Source organism: Nocardiopsis gilva YIM 90087 (genome assembly GCF_002263495.1).
Classification (GTDB): domain Bacteria; phylum Actinomycetota; class Actinomycetes; order Streptosporangiales; family Streptosporangiaceae; genus Nocardiopsis_C; species Nocardiopsis_C gilva.
Map to the genome: position 1 here is coordinate 5,859,224 of NZ_CP022753.1, position 16,435 is coordinate 5,875,658.

16 protein-coding genes are annotated in these 16,435 nt (G+C 69.8%); 4 read left to right on the forward strand and 12 right to left on the reverse strand.

The window, feature by feature from the left end; all coding sequences use genetic code 11:
- The first annotated feature begins 120 nt into the window (after positions 1-120).
- Positions 121-468: a PLD nuclease N-terminal domain-containing protein gene (locus CDO52_RS25600; protein ID WP_017618574.1), complete on the forward strand. Its 348-nt coding sequence runs from the start codon at positions 121-123 to the stop codon at positions 466-468.
- Between the two features lie 199 nt (positions 469-667).
- On the opposite strand, the gene ccsB is transcribed toward CDO52_RS25600, so the two are convergent.
- The 11 genes from ccsB to CDO52_RS25655 form a co-directional block, all read right to left on the reverse strand.
- Complete coding sequence (gene ccsB, locus CDO52_RS25605; RefSeq protein WP_094932759.1) at positions 668-1,768, reverse strand: c-type cytochrome biogenesis protein CcsB; 1,101 nt, start codon at positions 1,766-1,768, stop codon at positions 668-670.
- A 3-nt stretch (positions 1,769-1,771) separates the two neighbouring features.
- Positions 1,772-3,448, reverse strand: coding sequence for a cytochrome c biogenesis protein ResB (resB, locus tag CDO52_RS25610; RefSeq protein WP_017618572.1), 1,677 nt, complete (start codon positions 3,446-3,448; stop codon positions 1,772-1,774).
- Positions 3,449-3,459: 11 nt separating this feature from the next.
- Complete coding sequence (locus CDO52_RS25615; protein WP_094932760.1) at positions 3,460-4,281, reverse strand: cytochrome c biogenesis CcdA family protein; 822 nt, start codon at positions 4,279-4,281, stop codon at positions 3,460-3,462.
- Positions 4,278-4,907, reverse strand: coding sequence for a TlpA family protein disulfide reductase (locus CDO52_RS25620; RefSeq protein WP_026125786.1), 630 nt, complete (start codon positions 4,905-4,907; stop codon positions 4,278-4,280). Before CDO52_RS25620 ends, CDO52_RS25615 begins: the two co-directional genes overlap by 4 nt.
- A gap of 233 nt (positions 4,908-5,140) precedes the next feature.
- Positions 5,141-5,344 (reverse strand): helix-turn-helix domain-containing protein, encoded by a 204-nt coding sequence (locus CDO52_RS25625; RefSeq protein WP_017593285.1) that lies wholly within the window; start codon positions 5,342-5,344, stop codon positions 5,141-5,143.
- Between the two features lie 267 nt (positions 5,345-5,611).
- A complete protein-coding gene (locus CDO52_RS25630; RefSeq protein WP_026125785.1) occupies positions 5,612-6,409 on the reverse strand; it encodes a phosphatase in 798 nt (265 codons plus the stop codon).
- 266 nt (positions 6,410-6,675) lie between these two features.
- Complete coding sequence (locus CDO52_RS25635; RefSeq protein WP_017618567.1) at positions 6,676-7,854, reverse strand: acetoin utilization protein AcuC; 1,179 nt, start codon at positions 7,852-7,854, stop codon at positions 6,676-6,678.
- Between the two features lie 203 nt (positions 7,855-8,057).
- A complete protein-coding gene (proC, locus tag CDO52_RS25640) occupies positions 8,058-8,855 on the reverse strand; it encodes a pyrroline-5-carboxylate reductase (protein WP_017618566.1) in 798 nt (265 codons plus the stop codon).
- A 63-nt stretch (positions 8,856-8,918) separates the two neighbouring features.
- A complete protein-coding gene (locus CDO52_RS25645) occupies positions 8,919-9,851 on the reverse strand; it encodes a proline dehydrogenase family protein (protein WP_017618565.1) in 933 nt (310 codons plus the stop codon).
- 807 nt (positions 9,852-10,658) lie between these two features.
- A complete protein-coding gene (locus CDO52_RS25650; protein ID WP_017618564.1) occupies positions 10,659-11,255 on the reverse strand; it encodes a TetR/AcrR family transcriptional regulator in 597 nt (198 codons plus the stop codon).
- A gap of 13 nt (positions 11,256-11,268) precedes the next feature.
- Positions 11,269-12,219 (reverse strand): sugar phosphate isomerase/epimerase family protein, encoded by a 951-nt coding sequence (locus CDO52_RS25655; RefSeq protein ID WP_026125783.1) that lies wholly within the window; start codon positions 12,217-12,219, stop codon positions 11,269-11,271.
- A gap of 68 nt (positions 12,220-12,287) precedes the next feature.
- Between CDO52_RS25655 and CDO52_RS25660 the strand changes: the two genes are divergently transcribed.
- Entirely contained in the window at positions 12,288-12,986 is a 699-nt protein-coding gene (locus CDO52_RS25660) for a class I SAM-dependent methyltransferase (RefSeq protein ID WP_193373666.1), read from the forward strand.
- Between the two features lie 149 nt (positions 12,987-13,135).
- Positions 13,136-14,497, forward strand: a complete 1,362-nt coding sequence (gene radA, locus CDO52_RS25665; RefSeq protein WP_017618561.1) for a DNA repair protein RadA — start codon at positions 13,136-13,138, stop codon at positions 14,495-14,497.
- A 117-nt stretch (positions 14,498-14,614) separates the two neighbouring features.
- Here the strand turns inward: radA and CDO52_RS29330 are convergent, their stop codons facing one another.
- Positions 14,615-15,034, reverse strand: coding sequence for a hypothetical protein (locus CDO52_RS29330; RefSeq protein ID WP_332459756.1), 420 nt, complete (start codon positions 15,032-15,034; stop codon positions 14,615-14,617).
- A 425-nt stretch (positions 15,035-15,459) separates the two neighbouring features.
- Here CDO52_RS29330 and CDO52_RS25675 point away from each other — a divergent pair, with 425 nt between their 5' ends.
- Positions 15,460-16,335 (forward strand): HhH-GPD family protein, encoded by an 876-nt coding sequence (locus tag CDO52_RS25675; RefSeq protein ID WP_094932761.1) that lies wholly within the window; start codon positions 15,460-15,462, stop codon positions 16,333-16,335.
- Positions 16,336-16,435: the final 100 nt, after the last annotated feature.

Consider the following 16,435-nt stretch of genomic DNA (forward strand, 5'->3'; position numbering starts at 1 on the left):
CGAGCACCACGACCTCATCCCCAGCCCGTCACGCGGAGAACGGCAAGTTGGATCTCCCCCTCGGCCACCGAGTCACTGTCTCCCCATGCAGGTGGGGTGGAACGAAGATAGGCTTTCTCCATGGTGTGGCTCGCTGGTCTGATCACGCTGATCTCGATCGTGCTCTGGGTGTACGCGTTCTTCGACGCGCTCACCTGCCCTGCGGACGAGGCACGCAACCTGCCAAAACTCCTCTGGTTGGTCGTGATCGTGCTCTTCGTGCCAGTCGGTGCCCTGCTCTGGCTCTTTCTCGGGCGCCCGAAGGCGGCGACCACGAGCACAGCGTCGGCCCGGCCCCAGCCCGCGCCGAACGAGCCCATGGACCCGTCTGATCCGCAGCCACCGTCCGGGCGGTCTCACCCGCTCGGCCCGGACGACGACCCAGAGTTCCTACGCCGCCTGAACAAGCGCATCAACCCCGATGACTAGGACATTGCACGTGAGCGTGGGGGCGTGACCTGATATCAGGTCACGCCCCCACGCTTTTGGCCATCGGGTAGCGGGACTACGCGCGCGGCCGACAGGTTCGACGGTCAGGCGTAGCTGTGCAGGCCGCTGAACATGTAGTTCACACCGAAGAAGTTCCGTACCTCCCAGGGGGACGACCCCCTTCGACCCCCGCAGCCCCTCAGGCGTAGCTGTGCAAGCCACTGAACATGTAGTTCACACCGAAGAAGTTGAACAGCAGGCAGACGAAGCCGATGAGGCCGATCCAGGCGGCCTTGGACCCACGCCACCCGGCCGTGGCGCGAGCGTGCAGGTAGGCGGCGTACACGGTCCAGGTGATGAAGGACCAGACCTCCTTGGGGTCCCACCCCCAGAAGCGGCCCCAGGCCTCGTCGGCCCAGATGGCGCCCGCGATGACGCCGAACGTCCACAGCGGGAACGCGAACAGGATGAACCGGTGCGAGACCCGGTCGAGCAGCTCGGGACTGGGCAGTCGGGCGGCGATGCCGGTCACCATCTCCCCCGCCGCACGCTTCAGCTCGGTGCGGCTGGACACCAGGTAGGTGATGGCCGCCGCACCCGACACCATGAAGCCGCCGCTGGCCAGAATCAGCGCCGAGACGTGGATGGGGATCCAGTAGGAGTCCAGCGCCGGGATGAGCGGGCCCGCCTCGGTATAGAGCCATTTGACCGCGATCCCGAGCAGCAGCACCACCGGGATCAGCACGAACATGCCCAGGTAGCGCGCCTGGTAGCGGACCGCAGCGAAGAGGAACGCCGTCACCGCGCACAGGCACAGCGCCACGACGAACTCGAACATGTTGCCCCACGGCCAGCGGTCGACCGCCAGCCCGCGGGTGATGATCTGGACGAGGTTGACCCCGAACGCGAGGAAGGTGATGGCCAGCGCCACCTTCCCTACGACGTGCCGGGAGGCCTTGGCCTCGGGTTCCTGGTCGCGGACGTTGACCGTCATGTCGTCGTCGAGGTCGAACGGCGCGGAGTAGCCGCCGGCCGAGGCCGTGCCCCCGGCGGTGACGTGCCCTCCGGAGACCGCTCCGGTGGCGGCGGGCACGGCGGACGCGGACGTTTTCGCGCCGGCCTCCACGCGCACCGGCACCAGCCGGTTGCCCCGCAGGATCTCCCGGCGCCCGTACGCCGCCTCGATCACGAACAGGAACAGGGCGATCGAGTACATCACGATCATGGCAAGGACCAGGTTGTCGCTGATCGATGCCAGATTCTTGTCCACCGCCGGCTCCGCGGCGAGCATCTGCACCACCGGTTACTCCTTCATCCCTGCGTCGTTGGCGGGTGCGTCCCGCAGTCGGTCCCTTAGTGTCCTGGCGATCCGGTGGAACTCCGCCGTCGCCCACGCGGCATCGGTCTTGCTCAGCCCGGCGACCTCGACCACGGTACGCCCGTCGTCCCCGCGCTTCGCGCGCACCCACGCACGGCGCGGGCGGACGAACAGCGCGGCCAGCAGTCCCACCACGGCCACCGACGCCGCGAGCAGGGCGGGGATACGCGCCGGGTTGCTGTTCACCTGCATGCTCAGGTAGTCGCGGTAGCCCTTGAAGGTGACCGACCCGGCGCCGTCCGGCAGCTTCCAGGTGTCGCCGGGCCGCATCTCCGGGGACTCGCCGAGCTCGTCCATCTTCTCGGTGTAGAGCTGGTACACGGACTGGGGGCTGCGCATGCCCAGATCGCCCTGGTAGGCCTGGAGCGTGACCACGGGGTCGCGGGTGTCGGGGAAGTCGGACGTCAGCTCGCCCTGGGGGGTCTTCGCCGCCGACGGGTAGAACACCGCGCTGAAGCCCAGCTGGTCGTCGTCTCCGGTGTCCGGCACCTTGATGACGCCGTCGGAGGTGAAGCTGAAAGTGTCCCGGTAGAGGAACGGCACGGCCTGGTCGAACACGACGTCGCCGTCGGCGTTGGTCACCTCGAACTCCGGCGCGTAGCCATGGCCGAGCAGGTAGACCTGTGCGCCGTCCACCGACAGCGGCTCGTTGACCTCCAGCTTGTGGTGCTTCTCCGGCGCGTCGGGCGCCTCCTTGTAGCTGAGGTCCGCGGCGTAGGAGTCGGCCTGGCCGCTGAGTTTGCCGCCCTCGATGAAGGTCGCCTTGAAGTCGTCCACGTTGAACGAGAACGGCTGCAGGTCCCCGGCGTTCACGGCGGTGCCCGGGTAGTAGGCGTCGTAGGAGGGGACACCGTTGGCGAACCCGGTGCCCTCGACGACGAGCATGTTGCCCCGGTAGCCGTAGAAGGAGCCGGCGGCCACCGCGAGGAGGATGGCCAGCAACGCTAAGTGGAAGACCACGTTGCCCGTCTCGCGCAGGTAGCCCTTTTCGGCGGCGATGGAGGACGTGCAGGTCGCGGCGTCAGCGGGAGCGTCGGTCTCCATCCGGTAGCCCTTGAGCACACTCCGCGCGTGCTCCAGCACCGCGTCGGGCGCCTTGTCGGTGGTGAAGCGCGCGCAGTAGGGCATCCGGTTGAGGTTGCGCGGCGTCTTGGGCGGGCGGCCGCGCATCGTGCGGTAGTGCGCCATGGCCCGCGGCAGCACGCAGCCGGTGAGGGAGACGAACAGCAGCAGGTAGATCGCCGCGTACCAGGGCGATGTGTAGACGTCGAACAGGTAGAACCGGTCCAGCCACGGCGCGATGTCGGGGTGGTCCAGGAAGTAGTTGGTCACCTGGTCGACGCTGACCCCGCGCTGCGGCAGCACGGAGCCGGGGATGGCGCCGATGGCCAGCAGGAAGAGCAGGATGAGCGCGGTGCGCATCGACGTGAGGATGCGCCACGCCCAGCGCACCCATCCCAGCGCGGACAGGCGCGGCACGGTGACGTCGTCAGGGGAGCCGCCCGTGCCTCCGGCCGACGCCGAGCGCGTCGGCTCCTGGGTCTCCGCTGCCGATTCGGCTCCGCCGGGGCCTTCGGTCTCCCCGGGCTCGCCGGTCGTCACTGAGGTCACTGCTAGATCACCGTCGCAAAGCCTTGGGTCCAGCCCTGCATGATGGCTGTGATGTCGGTCCAGACGCCGGAGACCAGGAGCAGGCCGACGATCACCAGCATCAGCCTGCCCGCGGCCGTCACCGCGCGGTAGTGCCGCTTGATCCAGTCGAACGTGCCCAGGGCGCGGCGGTACAGCAGGGACGCGCCGATGAACGGCAGCCCCAGGCCCACGCAGTAGGCGAGCGACAGCAGCGCTCCCCTGGCCGCGCTGCCCTCGGTGAAGGCGAGCGTCTGCACGGCGGCCAGCGTGGGGCCGATGCACGGGGTCCAGCCGAGGCCGAAGAGCACGCCGAGCATCGGGGCCCCGGCCAGGCCCGCCTTGGGCATCCGGCTGAAGCGGATGTCCCGGTTGAGGCCGGGGATGACGCCCATGAACCCCAGGCCGAGCAGGATCGTCAGCACGCCCAGGACACGGGTGATGGGGTCGGCGTAGTCGAGCAGCAGGCCGCCGATGCCGCCGACGAACGCGCCCACGGAGACGAACACCGCGGTGAACCCGGCGATGAACAGCAGGCTTCCCAGGAGCATGGTCCAGCGGCGCGACTCCAGCTCCTCGTCGACCGTCGCCACGGTCGCGGTGGCGGTGCCTCCTTCGGCCTGCTCAGCGGTCCGACGCGCGCGGCGAGCCGCCGCCATGTCGGCGCCGCTCATCCCCGTGACGTAGGAGAGGTAGCCGGGGACCAGCGGGAGGACGCACGGCGACAGGAAGGACACCAGCCCGGCGGCGAGGGCGAGCGGGATCGCGAAGAGGAGCGAGCCCTGGGTGATGGTTTCGGCGATCATGCCGTACCCGCGTCCCCGCCGTCCTCGGCGACGACGGTCTCGACGAGCCCCTTGAGCTGCTTGTAGTCGGTCTCACCGATGACGCGCGCGGCGATCCGTCCCTCGCGGTCGAGGACCAGCGTGCTGGGGATCGCTTGGGGCGGCACGGTGTCGCGGAACTTCTGTACGACCTCGCCGGGCTGGTCGTAGATGCTCGGGTAGCTGATGCCCTGGCTCTTCTCGAAGGCCTGGGCCGCGGTCTTGTCGTCCTTGATGTTGACGCCGAGGAACTCCACGCCGTCGTCGGCGAACTCGCTGCGGACCTCCTTCAGGACGGGGGTCTCGGACCGGCACGGCCCGCACCAGCTGGCCCAGAAGTTCACCACGAGGACGTCACCGCGGTAGTCGGAGAGGGAGATGGGATCGCCGTCGAGGCTGTCGCCGCTGACGTCGGGCGCGGCATGGCGGTCGCCTGGGTCATAGGAGGTGCTGGAGCCGTCCCCGGCGATGTAGCGGTTGTCGGAGGAACTCCCGGTTTGGGTGGCCCCACCCCCGGCGCATCCGCTCAGCGCCGCCAGGACCGCGATCGCGGCGGCGGCACGCAAAAGCACCGGGCGCACGCGGGCGCCGGATCTGTAACAGGGCATCGATGGAACCTCGAAAACGGGAGGTAAAGCGGGCACGACGTCAACAACGACAAAGTGTAGTAGATGCGTCAGCGCCTGCTCGGATGCCCCGGTCTTCCACAGTCTTCGCGCACGCGTGGCACGTATCAGGACACGACGTGGCGAATCGACGTGTGCTGTGCGCTGGCCTGAGGCCCACCCTCAGGGGCGATGGGCGGGGTTGCACCGCCCCCAATGGGTGACACGCCGTTAAATCAACCGGCCTCGACGAATGCTTCGCGGAGGTAGTCGTGGACAGCGCGTTCCGGCACTCTGTACGAGCGGCCCACGCGGATCGCGGGAAGCACGCCGGAGTGGACCATTCGGTAGACGGTCATCTTGGAGACACGCATGATCGTGGCGACTTCGGCCACGGTGAGGAACCTGACCTCTTCCAGAGGTGCCTTACTCCCGTTCATGTTCTGCAACGCCCTCGCTTCCGGACGTGCGCGTAGGTGTCACTGCTTCTGTCGGCCGACGCGGTGACCCCGTACGGCAGTGAGGGGAGACTCCCGGCCGCTACGCCCCATCGCCGCGCCGGCGTGCCGTTCGGTAACTGCTGACACGTCCGTTTTCAGGGTAGATCCGCGTGCACGGCTTTGAAAGGCCGGTTTTGCTGTCTCTGCAGCTACATGAGGGCAGGGGGTCGCGTGAGGTTTAGCGGTTGGGTATAAACGGCTCCCCTGTCACCTGAATCCCGCCCGGTGCAGCATGTAGTCGGACAGCGGACGGTAGTCGGCGGTGGAGTATCCGTCGTCCAATGGGACCGTGGTGAGGAGTTTTCCCTCGTGTTCGGCGAGGAACAGTGCCGGATCGTTACAATCCGCGAACCCGATGGTGGGGATACCCGCTTCGCCCGCGGCACCCGCGAAACCATGATCGGCGATGACCAACTGCGGCCACTCTTCGCCCCGCTCAGTAAGGGAGTTCAGGGCTGCCCGCATTCCGAAGGGATGGTGACTGTGCCGCGGAGCGTCACCGTCGACCACCAACCCGACGCCGTCGCGCCAGACGAGGATGCGGCGATTGGGGGGATGTTCGGTCGTCACCTCATAGGAGTATCCGCCCCCCGCGGTGACGACCTCGCAGCCGCGCTTCTCCAGCTCGCTCTTCCAGAGCTGATAGGTCTCCAGCAGGTTGCGCGGATGCCCGGTCGCGAACATGACCCGCTCCTGCTTCCGCGCCGCCTCGGCGAGTCGGTCGCCCAGGGCCTCCAGGGCGTCCACGGTCAGGTCGGGGTCGATGGTGTCGATCCCCCACTGGTGCGATTCGTCGGCCACCACCCCGCAGCGCTTCGCCATCAGGGCGAGGACCTCGGAGAACGACCACTCATGGGCGAAGGTGAGACCGAACTGGTAGTAGGGGTCCTTGTGACATAGCCGCCGGTAGTGCCGGAGGTTGCCCTGCCGGGGAGTGTCCACATGCCCGGCAATTCCGGTACGCACCAAATGCGCGATGAGCTCTGCACGCGAAGGCGGCGCCACCTTAGATCCCCCTCCCACTGCCGGACGCGGCGATCCGGCTCGTTCCCGGCCGACGACCTGTCTCGCGCCCCAGGCGAAACGGCGCATACCGCTCCACACGGAACGGCGCGGTACCGATCCCCCGGGAGCGGACAGCACGCGTCGTCATACCCTGTCCATCTCGGATTCAACGTCACGCACCGGTCGGCCACGACCAGACCGATCCGCTCTCTGCGCTCGACGCGACACCTGCCTGACCCGTCGGCTCCCCGATCCGCATCCCGGCTTCACAGGCTCGGGTCGATCCCGTGGCTGGGGAAGACCGCCTTCCGGGTCTCCTGAATCGCCTGGTCCACCGGATCGTCCGGGTCGAATCCCGCCTCGAACGGGGTGAAGTCGGGGGAGCGCCCGTCGGTCATGTACAGCGGAGGGGCCTCGCCGGTGCGCTCACGGACGAAGCCGCGCCAGGCGTCCGGGGTCGCGATCTCGGGGTCGATCTCGACACCCGCGGCCTCGGCCAGCAGGTGCGTCCAGGCACGGGGGACCACCTGGACCAGCTCGTACCCGCCGCCACCGAGCACGACCCAGCGCCCTCCCGCGGTCTCCTTGGCCAGCTTGTGCATCGCGCTGTAGATCCGGCGCTGGCCGTCGAGGCTGAGCGTGAGGTTGGCCAGGGGGTCGAGCAGGTGGGTGTCGGCGCCCTGCTGGGTGACCAGCACCTCCGGCTGGAACTCGCTCAGCAGCGGGGGGACGGTGGCGTCGAACGCCCGCAGCCAACGGGCGTCGTCGGTCCCCGCGGGGAGGGCGACGTTCACGGCGTATCCCTCGGCGTTCGGCCCGCCGACCTCGGAGGGGCGCCCGGTACCGGGGAAGAGCGTCAGCGGCGACTCGTGCAGGCTGATCGTGAGCACGCGCGGGTCGTCGTAGAACATGGCCTGCACGCCGTCGCCGTGGTGGACGTCGACGTCGACGTAGGCGACGCGCTTGGCGCCCTGGTCCAGTAGCCAGGCGATGGCCAGGGCGGCGTCGTTGTAGACGCAGAAGCCCCAGGCGTGCTTGGGCATGGCGTGGTGCAGCCCACCCGCGATGTTGGCGGCGTGCTCGGTCTCGCCGCTCCACACCGCGCGCGCGGCGGCGACGGAGGCGCCGCCCACGAGCGCGGAGGCGTCGTGCATCTTCGGGAAGACCGGGTTGTCGGGGGTGCCGAGGCAGTACTGCTCGTCGCCGATGAGCGTGTCGCCGGCGCGCTTGACCGCCTCGATGTAGCCGGGGTCGTGGATGAGCTTGAGCAGGTCGTCCGAGGCCGGTTCGGCGTCGATGAAGGACACTTCGGGCGCGTCGAAGACGCCCAGCTCGCGGCTGAGGGCCATGGTCAGCTCCACCCGGACGGGCGCGAGCGGATGCTGCGGCCCGAAGTTGTAGGCGGTCAGCCCATCATCCCAGGCCAGGTGAAGCGAGCAGGCCATGCGCCCTCCCAGCGGTCAGCATCTGGTTGTGTGCCGAACAACACAGTAGTCAACTGGTACAAACCAATGGACCATCGGGGTCATTCCCCCGGCGCCTGTTTCCCCATTGTTGTGGGGGTCGCGTGCCCCGAACGGTGCCGCACCGCCCAGCTCGGGGCACGCCTCCCGGCATCGCGGAGCGGCATCGGATCACCGGAGCCCGATCACCCCTCGGACAGCGCGCGGCTGCGGTCGCGTGCCGCCTCGATGGCGTCGGTGAAGGCCGTGCGGACGCCGTGGCGGTCCAGCTCCCGGACCGCGGCGGCGGTGGTTCCGCCCGGCGAGGTGACCGCCTCGCGCAGGACGACCGGGTGCTCACCGGACTCGTTGAGCATGGCCGACGCTCCGGCGATGGTCTGCCCGACGAGCCGCTGGGCGGTGGCGCGCGGCATCCCCATGGCGACACCGGCCTCGATCATCGTCTCCGCGATGAAGTAGAAGTAGGCCGGGCCGCTGCCGGACAGCGCGGTGACGGTGTCCATGTGCTTCTCGGGCACCTGGACCACCTCCCCGACCGTGCGCAGCAGCCGCTCGGCATGGTCGAGCTGCGCCGGCGTGGTGTGCGTGCCCGCCGCGACCGCCGTCATGCCCTTACCCACGAGCGCGGGGGTGTTGGGCATGGCGCGGACGACGGCGATGTCGCCGCTCAGGTGCTTCTCCAGCAGCGAGGTGGTGATCCCGGCCGCGACCGAGATGACCAGGCGCTCACCGCGGCCCATGTGCGGGGAGAGCTCGTTGAGCAGGTCGACCATGTCCTGCGGCTTGATCGCGAGCAGGAGGGTGGTGGCGCGCTGGGCCGCCTCGGCGGCCGTCACGGTCTCCACGCCGTAGCCTTGGCGCAGCTGCGCTGCGTGCTCCTCGCGCGGTTCGACGACGAGGACGTCGGCCGGGTCGTACCCGGTCCCCAGTAGCCCGGCGAGCAGGGCCTCGCCCATCTTCCCGGCACCGATGATCGCGATCATTCATTCCACCTTTCGAACGCTTTCAACGGTATAGGCGCTCGGCTACTCCGCGCTTCGTCTTTCTCACTTCCTGGACAGGACGGACCGCGCGGCGAACACGAGGTTCGCCGGGCGCTCGGCGAGGCGACGGGCGAGGTAGCCGTACCAGTTGTCGCCGTAGGGGACGTAGACGCGCACCCTGTGCCCGTCGTCGGCCAGTCGGCGCTGCTCATCGGCGCGCACGCCGTAGAGCATCTGGTACTCGAAGTCCCCGGGCCCCTTGCCGAAGCGGCGGGCGAGCGTCCCGGCGATGTCGATCAGCCGGGGATCGTGCGTGGCGACCATCGGATAGGCCTCGCTGGCCATCAGCACGCGCAACGAGCGCACATAGGCGGCGTCGACGTCGCGCCGCGCCGTGTAGGCCGTGGCGGGGTCGGGGGCATAGGCGCCCTTGCACAACCGGATCCGGGCCTTGGGCCCCGCCATTGCCGCCGCGTCGGCGTCCGTGCGGTACAGGTACGACTGGAGCACGCAGCCCAGCCACGGAAAGCGGTCGCGCAGCGAGGAGACGAGGCGCAGCGTGGCGTCGACGGTGTCCGGCGATTCCATGTCGATGGTGACCGTGGTTCCCATGTCGCCCGCAGCGGCGCAGACGCGCCCGATGTTGTCGGCGGCCAGCGCCTCCCCTTCGTCCCCGAGAGCGAGCCCGACAGCGGTCGCTTTCACCGACACCTCGGCCCACCCGGACAGCCCGGCGTCATCGAGCCGCTCCAGCAGCCGGAGGTACCCGCGGGTGATCTCGTCGGCCTGCGCCGGATGGGCGGTGTCCTCCCCGAGCAGGTCGATGCTCGAATAGATCCCGCGCTCCGCCAGGTCCCCGGCCACACGCACCGCGTCGACCGCGCTCTCCCCCGCGACGAACCGGTCGATCACAGCGCGCGTCATCCGCGACGACGAGACGAAGGACCGCAACCGCTCGTTCCCGGACACCGCCAGAAGAGTGTTCCGCCAGGCCATCCGCTGCTCCTCCTCCACAACCACGACACCGGGGTCTTTCGAGCCTACGCTGCGGGGGCTCCGCACTTCTTGAAGGGAACGCGCGCCAATGGACACGAGTGGCGAGGGGATCAGGGGATCTGCGCTATCACGTCCGGGATCGGAGGCCTGGGTCTGCTGTACGGCCTTGTCGGCGGTTGGCTAATCCGGTGTTCTGGGGTGAAAAGCGGCGCCGACGGCGGTGGGGTGCTGGGGTGCCCCTGTTGGCTGCCGGGTGGGGCCGGGTAGGGCCAGCGTCGGGGCATTCGCCGCTGACAGCTCCCTGATCCGTGACGGGGGCGGCGCCGACGAGGAGGTGGGGCAGGCGCCCCTGTTGCCTCGCGGGAGGGGCTGGGGCGCGGGTGGGAAGGGGAGGGCGCTTTGTCTCGTTTGTCGTGGCCAGTGCGCGGTGGATCCGTTGATCTCGGAAAGTGCGCCAAAAAACCACCGGAATTTGGCGCACTTTCCCGAGATCAACGGAGCGGCGGACATAACGGGCACACAGAGAGCGCTTTCCCGCCCCGGGCCTGGGCCCGCCCCACCCGGGAGCCAAGAGGGGCACCCCGGCCCCACCGGCCGTCGCTGCCGCTTTTCCCGACCTGCCCCCGGGAAGATGCATGACCAGCAGGCCGCCGCCGCGAACCGATCCGCGCCGCACCCCGGGGAGACCAGCGCCCCCGGCCCCCCACCCGCCGTCGGTGCTGCTTTTCACCCCAGAACACCGGATCAGCCAACCACCGACAAGGCCGCACAGCAGAGCCAGGTCCCGACACCCTCGAACCCGCTGGTTCACGCCGTGGGACGGGCCGGGTCACCGTCCTCGATCACGGCGCGGATTGCCGGGGCGTACATGGCGACGATCTCCTCGGTGTCGGCCGAGCGGACCACCTCGACCCCCACCACATAGCGCAGCAGGACAATGCCGAACAGCTGCGATCCGATCATCGCGGCGCGCAGCGGCGGGAGCCCGAGCTCCTTGGAGATGTGGTGCACGACCAGGTCGTTCATGAAGCCGCGCACGGCCTCGGCCGCCTTGTCGTGGCTGGTGGCCGAACGGACCAGGGCGAGCATCGGATCACGCGACTGCGGGTCGTCCCACATGCGGAGGAAGAAGCGCAGGATCGACTCGGCGTGGTCGTGCTCGCGGTCGGCCATGATCGCGCGCACCTCGTCGGCCGGATTGAACGGCAGCCGCATCGCGGCGATGAACACTCGCTGCTTGGCGCCGAAGTAGTGGTGGACCAGCGCGGGGTCGACCCCCGCGGCCCGGGCGATGCCCCGGATCGTGGCGCCGTCGTAGCCGAGGTCGGCGAACTGCTCCCGCGCGGCCCGGAGGATCTCCTCGCGGGTCTGTGTGGTGCCTGGCCGTCGTCCTGTTCTCGCCATGGCGACCAGAATGTCAGGCTTCGTCCGCGACAGTGCCGTCACTGTCGACGACGAAGTGACGCGGCGGCGTCGTGTCGCCCCGCCGCCGCATCGCGATGCGCTCGCGGCGGTCGGCGCTCTCCTGGTGTCGCGAGCCCTGGTCGTCGGAGGACGACCCCCGCACCCCCGCGGCGAAATGCAGCCGCGTGAAGGCCAGTGCCTCGGCCAGCTCCAGCTGGCGCGCCTCGCGGTCGGCGGCCTTGCGGGTGTTCACCTCCAGCACCAGCTGCCCCTCGTAACCGGTCGAGGCGAGATGTTCCAGCAGTTCGGCGCAGGGTTGGGTGCCCCGGCCCGGGATCAGGTGCTCGTCGAAGTTCTGCTTGCCCGTGCCGTCGGCGAGGTGGACGTGGGACAGGCGGTTGCCCAGCTGTTTGGCCATGTCCATCGCGTCGGAGCGCGACATGGCCGTGTGGGAGAGGTCGAGGGTCACGTCGGGGTAGTCGCGGTCCAGCGGGTTCCAGCTCGGCGCGTAGGGCACGGCCTCCTTGCCCCGCATGTGCACCGGGTACATGTTCTCGACCGCGAAGACCACATCGGTCTCCTCCTGCATCCGCGCGATGCCGGTCTCGAACTCCCGCGCGTAGTCGCGCTGCCAGCGGAACGCCGGGTGGACCACGATGGTCGTGGCGCCCAGCTTCTCGGCCATCTCCTTGGAGCGCACGAGCTTGCCCCACGGGTCGCGGCCCCAGACGGCCTGGGTGAAGATCAGGCAGGGGGCGTGTACGGCGGTGATCGGAACGCCGTGGTAGTCGGAGAGCCGCCGGAGCATCTCGATGTCCTGGCTGACCCGATCCGTGGACACCAGCACTTCCACGCCGTCGTAGCCGAGTTTCGCGGCGAGTTCGAAGGCCACTGGAGTTTTCTCCGGGTAGACCGACGCCGACGAGAGCACAACGGGCGCGTCTGGAACCTGGATAGCGCTCACCTGAACAAGACTATGTGGTGCGGCGGCCGGTTGGCTCGGATGCTGCGCCGATCGCTATCGTCCTGCAGGTGAGAGCAGCGCTGCAGGGGGCGATTCCCAGCCCCAACATCTGGAACAGCCCCGGAGTGTACGAGCTGGAGAACCGGGCGGTCGACCCGGACGGGGTCATCGACGCGGCCATGCGCCGCATCCGGGGGATGGACGGCGCGCACGTGCTCGACATCGGCTGCGGAACCGGCTTCCATCTCCCCCGCTTCGCGTCCGAGGCGGCGCGGGTCACCGGGATCGAACCGCACGGCGAACTCGCCAGCGCGGCACGCGCCCGGGCCGCCGGGCTCGCCAATGTCACGGTCCGCACGGGCGTCGCCCAGCGCCTCCCCGTCCCCGACGCGTCCGTGGACGTGGCCCACGCCCGCTGGGCCTACTTCTTCGGCCCCGGCTGCGAACCCGGCCTTGCCGACCTGCGCCGGGTCATGCGGCGCGGCGGCGTCGCGTTCGTCATCGACAACGACGCGACCCGCAGCACGTTCGGCGGCTGGTTCCGCCGCTTCCTCCCGTCCTACGACCCGGCCGCCGTCGAGCGCTTCTGGGCGCGGCAGGGATTCGAGCGCGAACAGCTGACCATGCGGTGGCTCTTCGACAACCGCGCCGACTTCGAATCGGTCGTCCGAATAGAGTTCTCCCCCGCCGTCGCCGAGGACGTCATCACCGCCCACTCCGGTGTGGAGGTCGACTACGCGATCAATCTGTGGTGGCGCGAGTACTGATCGGGGCCGCCGACGTCCGGCCCCAGGCCCTCGTGAGGCCCATCCGGACACCGCCCACCTGATCGGACAGCCAGGTACAACAGCGACTGGCGCCCCCACCCTGTGGACAACTGACCCAAGATGTCCGCGGCGACCGCTAGCGTGCTGTCATGGCCAAGGCTCCCAAGACCACGTTCCGATGCGCCGAATGCGGCTGGACCACGCTCAAGTGGGTCGGGCGCTGCGGCGAGTGCCAGGCGTGGGGCACCGTCGACGAGGTCGGCGCCCCCTCGACCGAGGTGATCGCGCCGTCGCGCGTCAGCTCTCCGGCGCTGCCCATCACCGAGATCGATGTGGAGGCCGCGCACGCCGCCCCCACCGGGCTCGACGAGCTCGACCGCGTGCTGGGCGGCGGTGTGGTTCCCGGCGGCGTGATGCTGCTGGCCGGTGAGCCGGGGGTCGGCAAGTCGACGCTGCTCCTGGAGGTCGCGGCACTGGCGGCCGACAGCGGGCCGGTGCTGTATGTGACGGGTGAGGAGTCCACCGGCCAGGTGCGGCTGCGCGCCGAGCGGCTGGGCGCCCTGTCGTCCAAGCTCTTCCTCGCGGCGGAGACCTCGGTGTCCGCCGTGGTCAGCCATGTCGACGCGGTGGCGCCGCGCCTGCTGATCGTCGACTCGGTGCAGACCATGGTCTCGCCCGAGGTCGCCGGTGTCCCCGGCGGGGTCACCCAGGTGCGCGAAGTCACCGGGGCGTTGATCCGCCTGGCCAAGGAGCGCGGCATCGCCACCGTGCTCGTCGGGCACGTGACGAAGGACGGGTCCATCGCCGGGCCGCGGCTGCTGGAGCACCTCGTCGACGTCGTCCTGCAGTTCGAGGGCGACCGCCACTCCCAGCTGCGCATGCTGCGCGCCGTCAAGAACCGCTACGGTCCGACCGACGAGATCGGCTGCTTCGAGCTCAGCGACTCCGGGATCATCGGGCTGCCCGACCCCAGCGGCCTCTTCCTGACCCGGCGCAACGAACCGGTGCCGGGCACCTGTGTCACGGTCACACTCGAAGGGCGCCGACCACTGATCGCCGAAGTGCAGGCGCTGGTCTCCGCCTCCAACCTGCCCGCACCGCGCCGCGCCACCTCCGGCCTCGACACGGGGCGGGTGAACATGGTCATGGCCGTCCTGGAGCGAAGGGCGGGTGTGCGCATCGCCACCGCCGACGTCTTCTCCTCCACCGTGGGCGGCGTCCGGCTGGGCGAGCCCGCGGTGGACCTCGCCCTGGCACTGGCCACGGCCGGCTCGGTGAAGGACGTCGCACTGCCGCGCGGGCTCATCGCGATCGGCGAGGTGGGCCTGGCGGGCGACGTCCGGGCCGTCAGCGGCGTGCAGCGGCGGCTGATGGAGGCCCAGCGGCTCGGCTTCACCCAGGCGATCGTGCCCAGGAACAGCGAGGAACCGGTCGAGGGCATCGAGACCATCGGCGTCGAGGACCTCGCCGAGGGGATCCGGCTGGCCCTTCCGGCGCGCCGCCGGTCGTAGCCGATCCGGCGGTCCTCCCGCGCCAGCCGGGCTGGCACCCGACCGATGTCATTCACGGCCCCCTCCGCACCGCGCGGCGCGGAGGGGCCCTCAACGGGCGCGGGGCCGCCCGTACGGCTAGTTCAGCCGGAAGACCTGCCGCTCGGCGCCCTCGTCGTAGTCGCTCTCCAGGGTGGCCACGTACGTACCGGGGCGGCGGGCGTCGACGTCGGCGTCGCGGCACTCCTTCCAGGACCGCTTGCGGTCCCACGTCACGGTCCGGGACCGCGGAACGCCGCGCTCCAGTTTCTTCTTCACCACGGCCTTGTCGCCCTTCGCGCAGTCGGCGGTGGAGAAGACCCGGTCGTCGCCCGACTTGATCAGCACCTCCATGTTCTTCGGCCCCATGTCCACGGTGCAGGTCTGCTCGCCCGTGTTCACGGCGGTGATCTCGATCTTGGGCTTGCCGTCCCAGGCGTAGTCGGACTTGTCGACCTCGAACGTCACCACGACATCCTGCGGTCGGCACGGGTCGCTGGCCTTCGTGGGAACCGGCACCGACTTGGCGCCCTCGGAGCCGCCCGACCCCTTGGATCGGCCGGACCCCGATCCGGCCGCCGCGGAACCCTCGTCCCCGTCGGCCCCACCGCCCTTCGCGCCCTCGCCCGCGCTGGGATTCGGGCTCGCGGAGCGATCGGGCGCCGGTTTCGGTGAGACACTGGGCGATGAGGGCGCCTGAGGTGAGGGACTGGCGTCCGCTTCCGCCGCCGCTTGGTCCTCATTCGACGATGAGGGGCGCGAACACGCGTAGGCGATCAGCGCCACAACGAGGAGGAGCCCCGCCAGGACGAACACACGCCGCTTCCAATACGTCTCCGGACTAACAGGTCCAGGGTGCCCAGCACTAGCCGCCATGGGGCGTAGTATTCCGGGTTTCCCCGCGTGTCACATACTCAACCCGCCGAACTCTCCACTGATTGCGCATGTTCGACAACCCCTACAGCACCGCCATTCTCAGCTGGTACCAGGCCAACGCTCGTGATCTGCCCTGGCGCCGCCCCGATGCCTCACCGTGGTCCATCCTGGTCAGCGAGATCATGCTGCAGCAGACGCCGGTCGTGCGGGTGCGGCCCGCCTGGGAGGCGTGGATGGACCGGTGGCCCACACCCGCCGATCTCGCCGCCGAGCCGTCGGGCGAGGCCGTCCGGATGTGGAACCGCCTCGGCTACCCGCGCCGAGCGCTCAACCTGCACGCCTGCGCCCGCGAGATCGTGGACCGCCACAACGGCGAGGTGCCCGACTCCCACGCCGATCTGCTGGCGCTGCCGGGCATCGGTCCCTACACCGCCGCGGCCGTCGCCAGCTTCGCGTTCGGCCAGCGGCACGCCATCCTCGACACCAACGTCCGCCGGGTCCTCGCCCGCGCCGACACCGGCATCGAATACCCGCCCAAGACGCAGAGCAAGGCCGAACTGCGACTGGCGGAGTCGCTGCTCCCGCCCGAAGCCGACGTGGCGGCGCTCTGGGGCGTGGCCATCATGGAGCTGGGCGCCCTGGTCTGCACGGCCCGCTCCCCCGCCTGCGCCGACTGCCCCATCGCCGACAAGTGCGCCTGGCGGCTGGCCGGAAAACCCGCCCACGACGGCCCTCCCCGCCGCGGCCAGACCTACGCGGGCACCGACCGCCAGGTCCGCGGCCGCCTCCTGGCGGTGCTCCGCGACGCCTCCGGCCCGGTCCACAAACCCGCCCTGGACGCGGTCTGGGACGAGCCGGTACAGCGCGAACGGGCGCTGGACGCCCTGGTCGCCGACGGTCTGGTCGACCCCCTCGACGACGGCCGCTACGCGCTGCCGGGCTGACTGTTTCCGTCTGTCGTCCTTCTCCCGCGTCCAGTCGGCGGGACGCCGTAGGTCACTACCCCGAACTACGCTCGTCCCGCCGACGGAACTGGCCGAACGG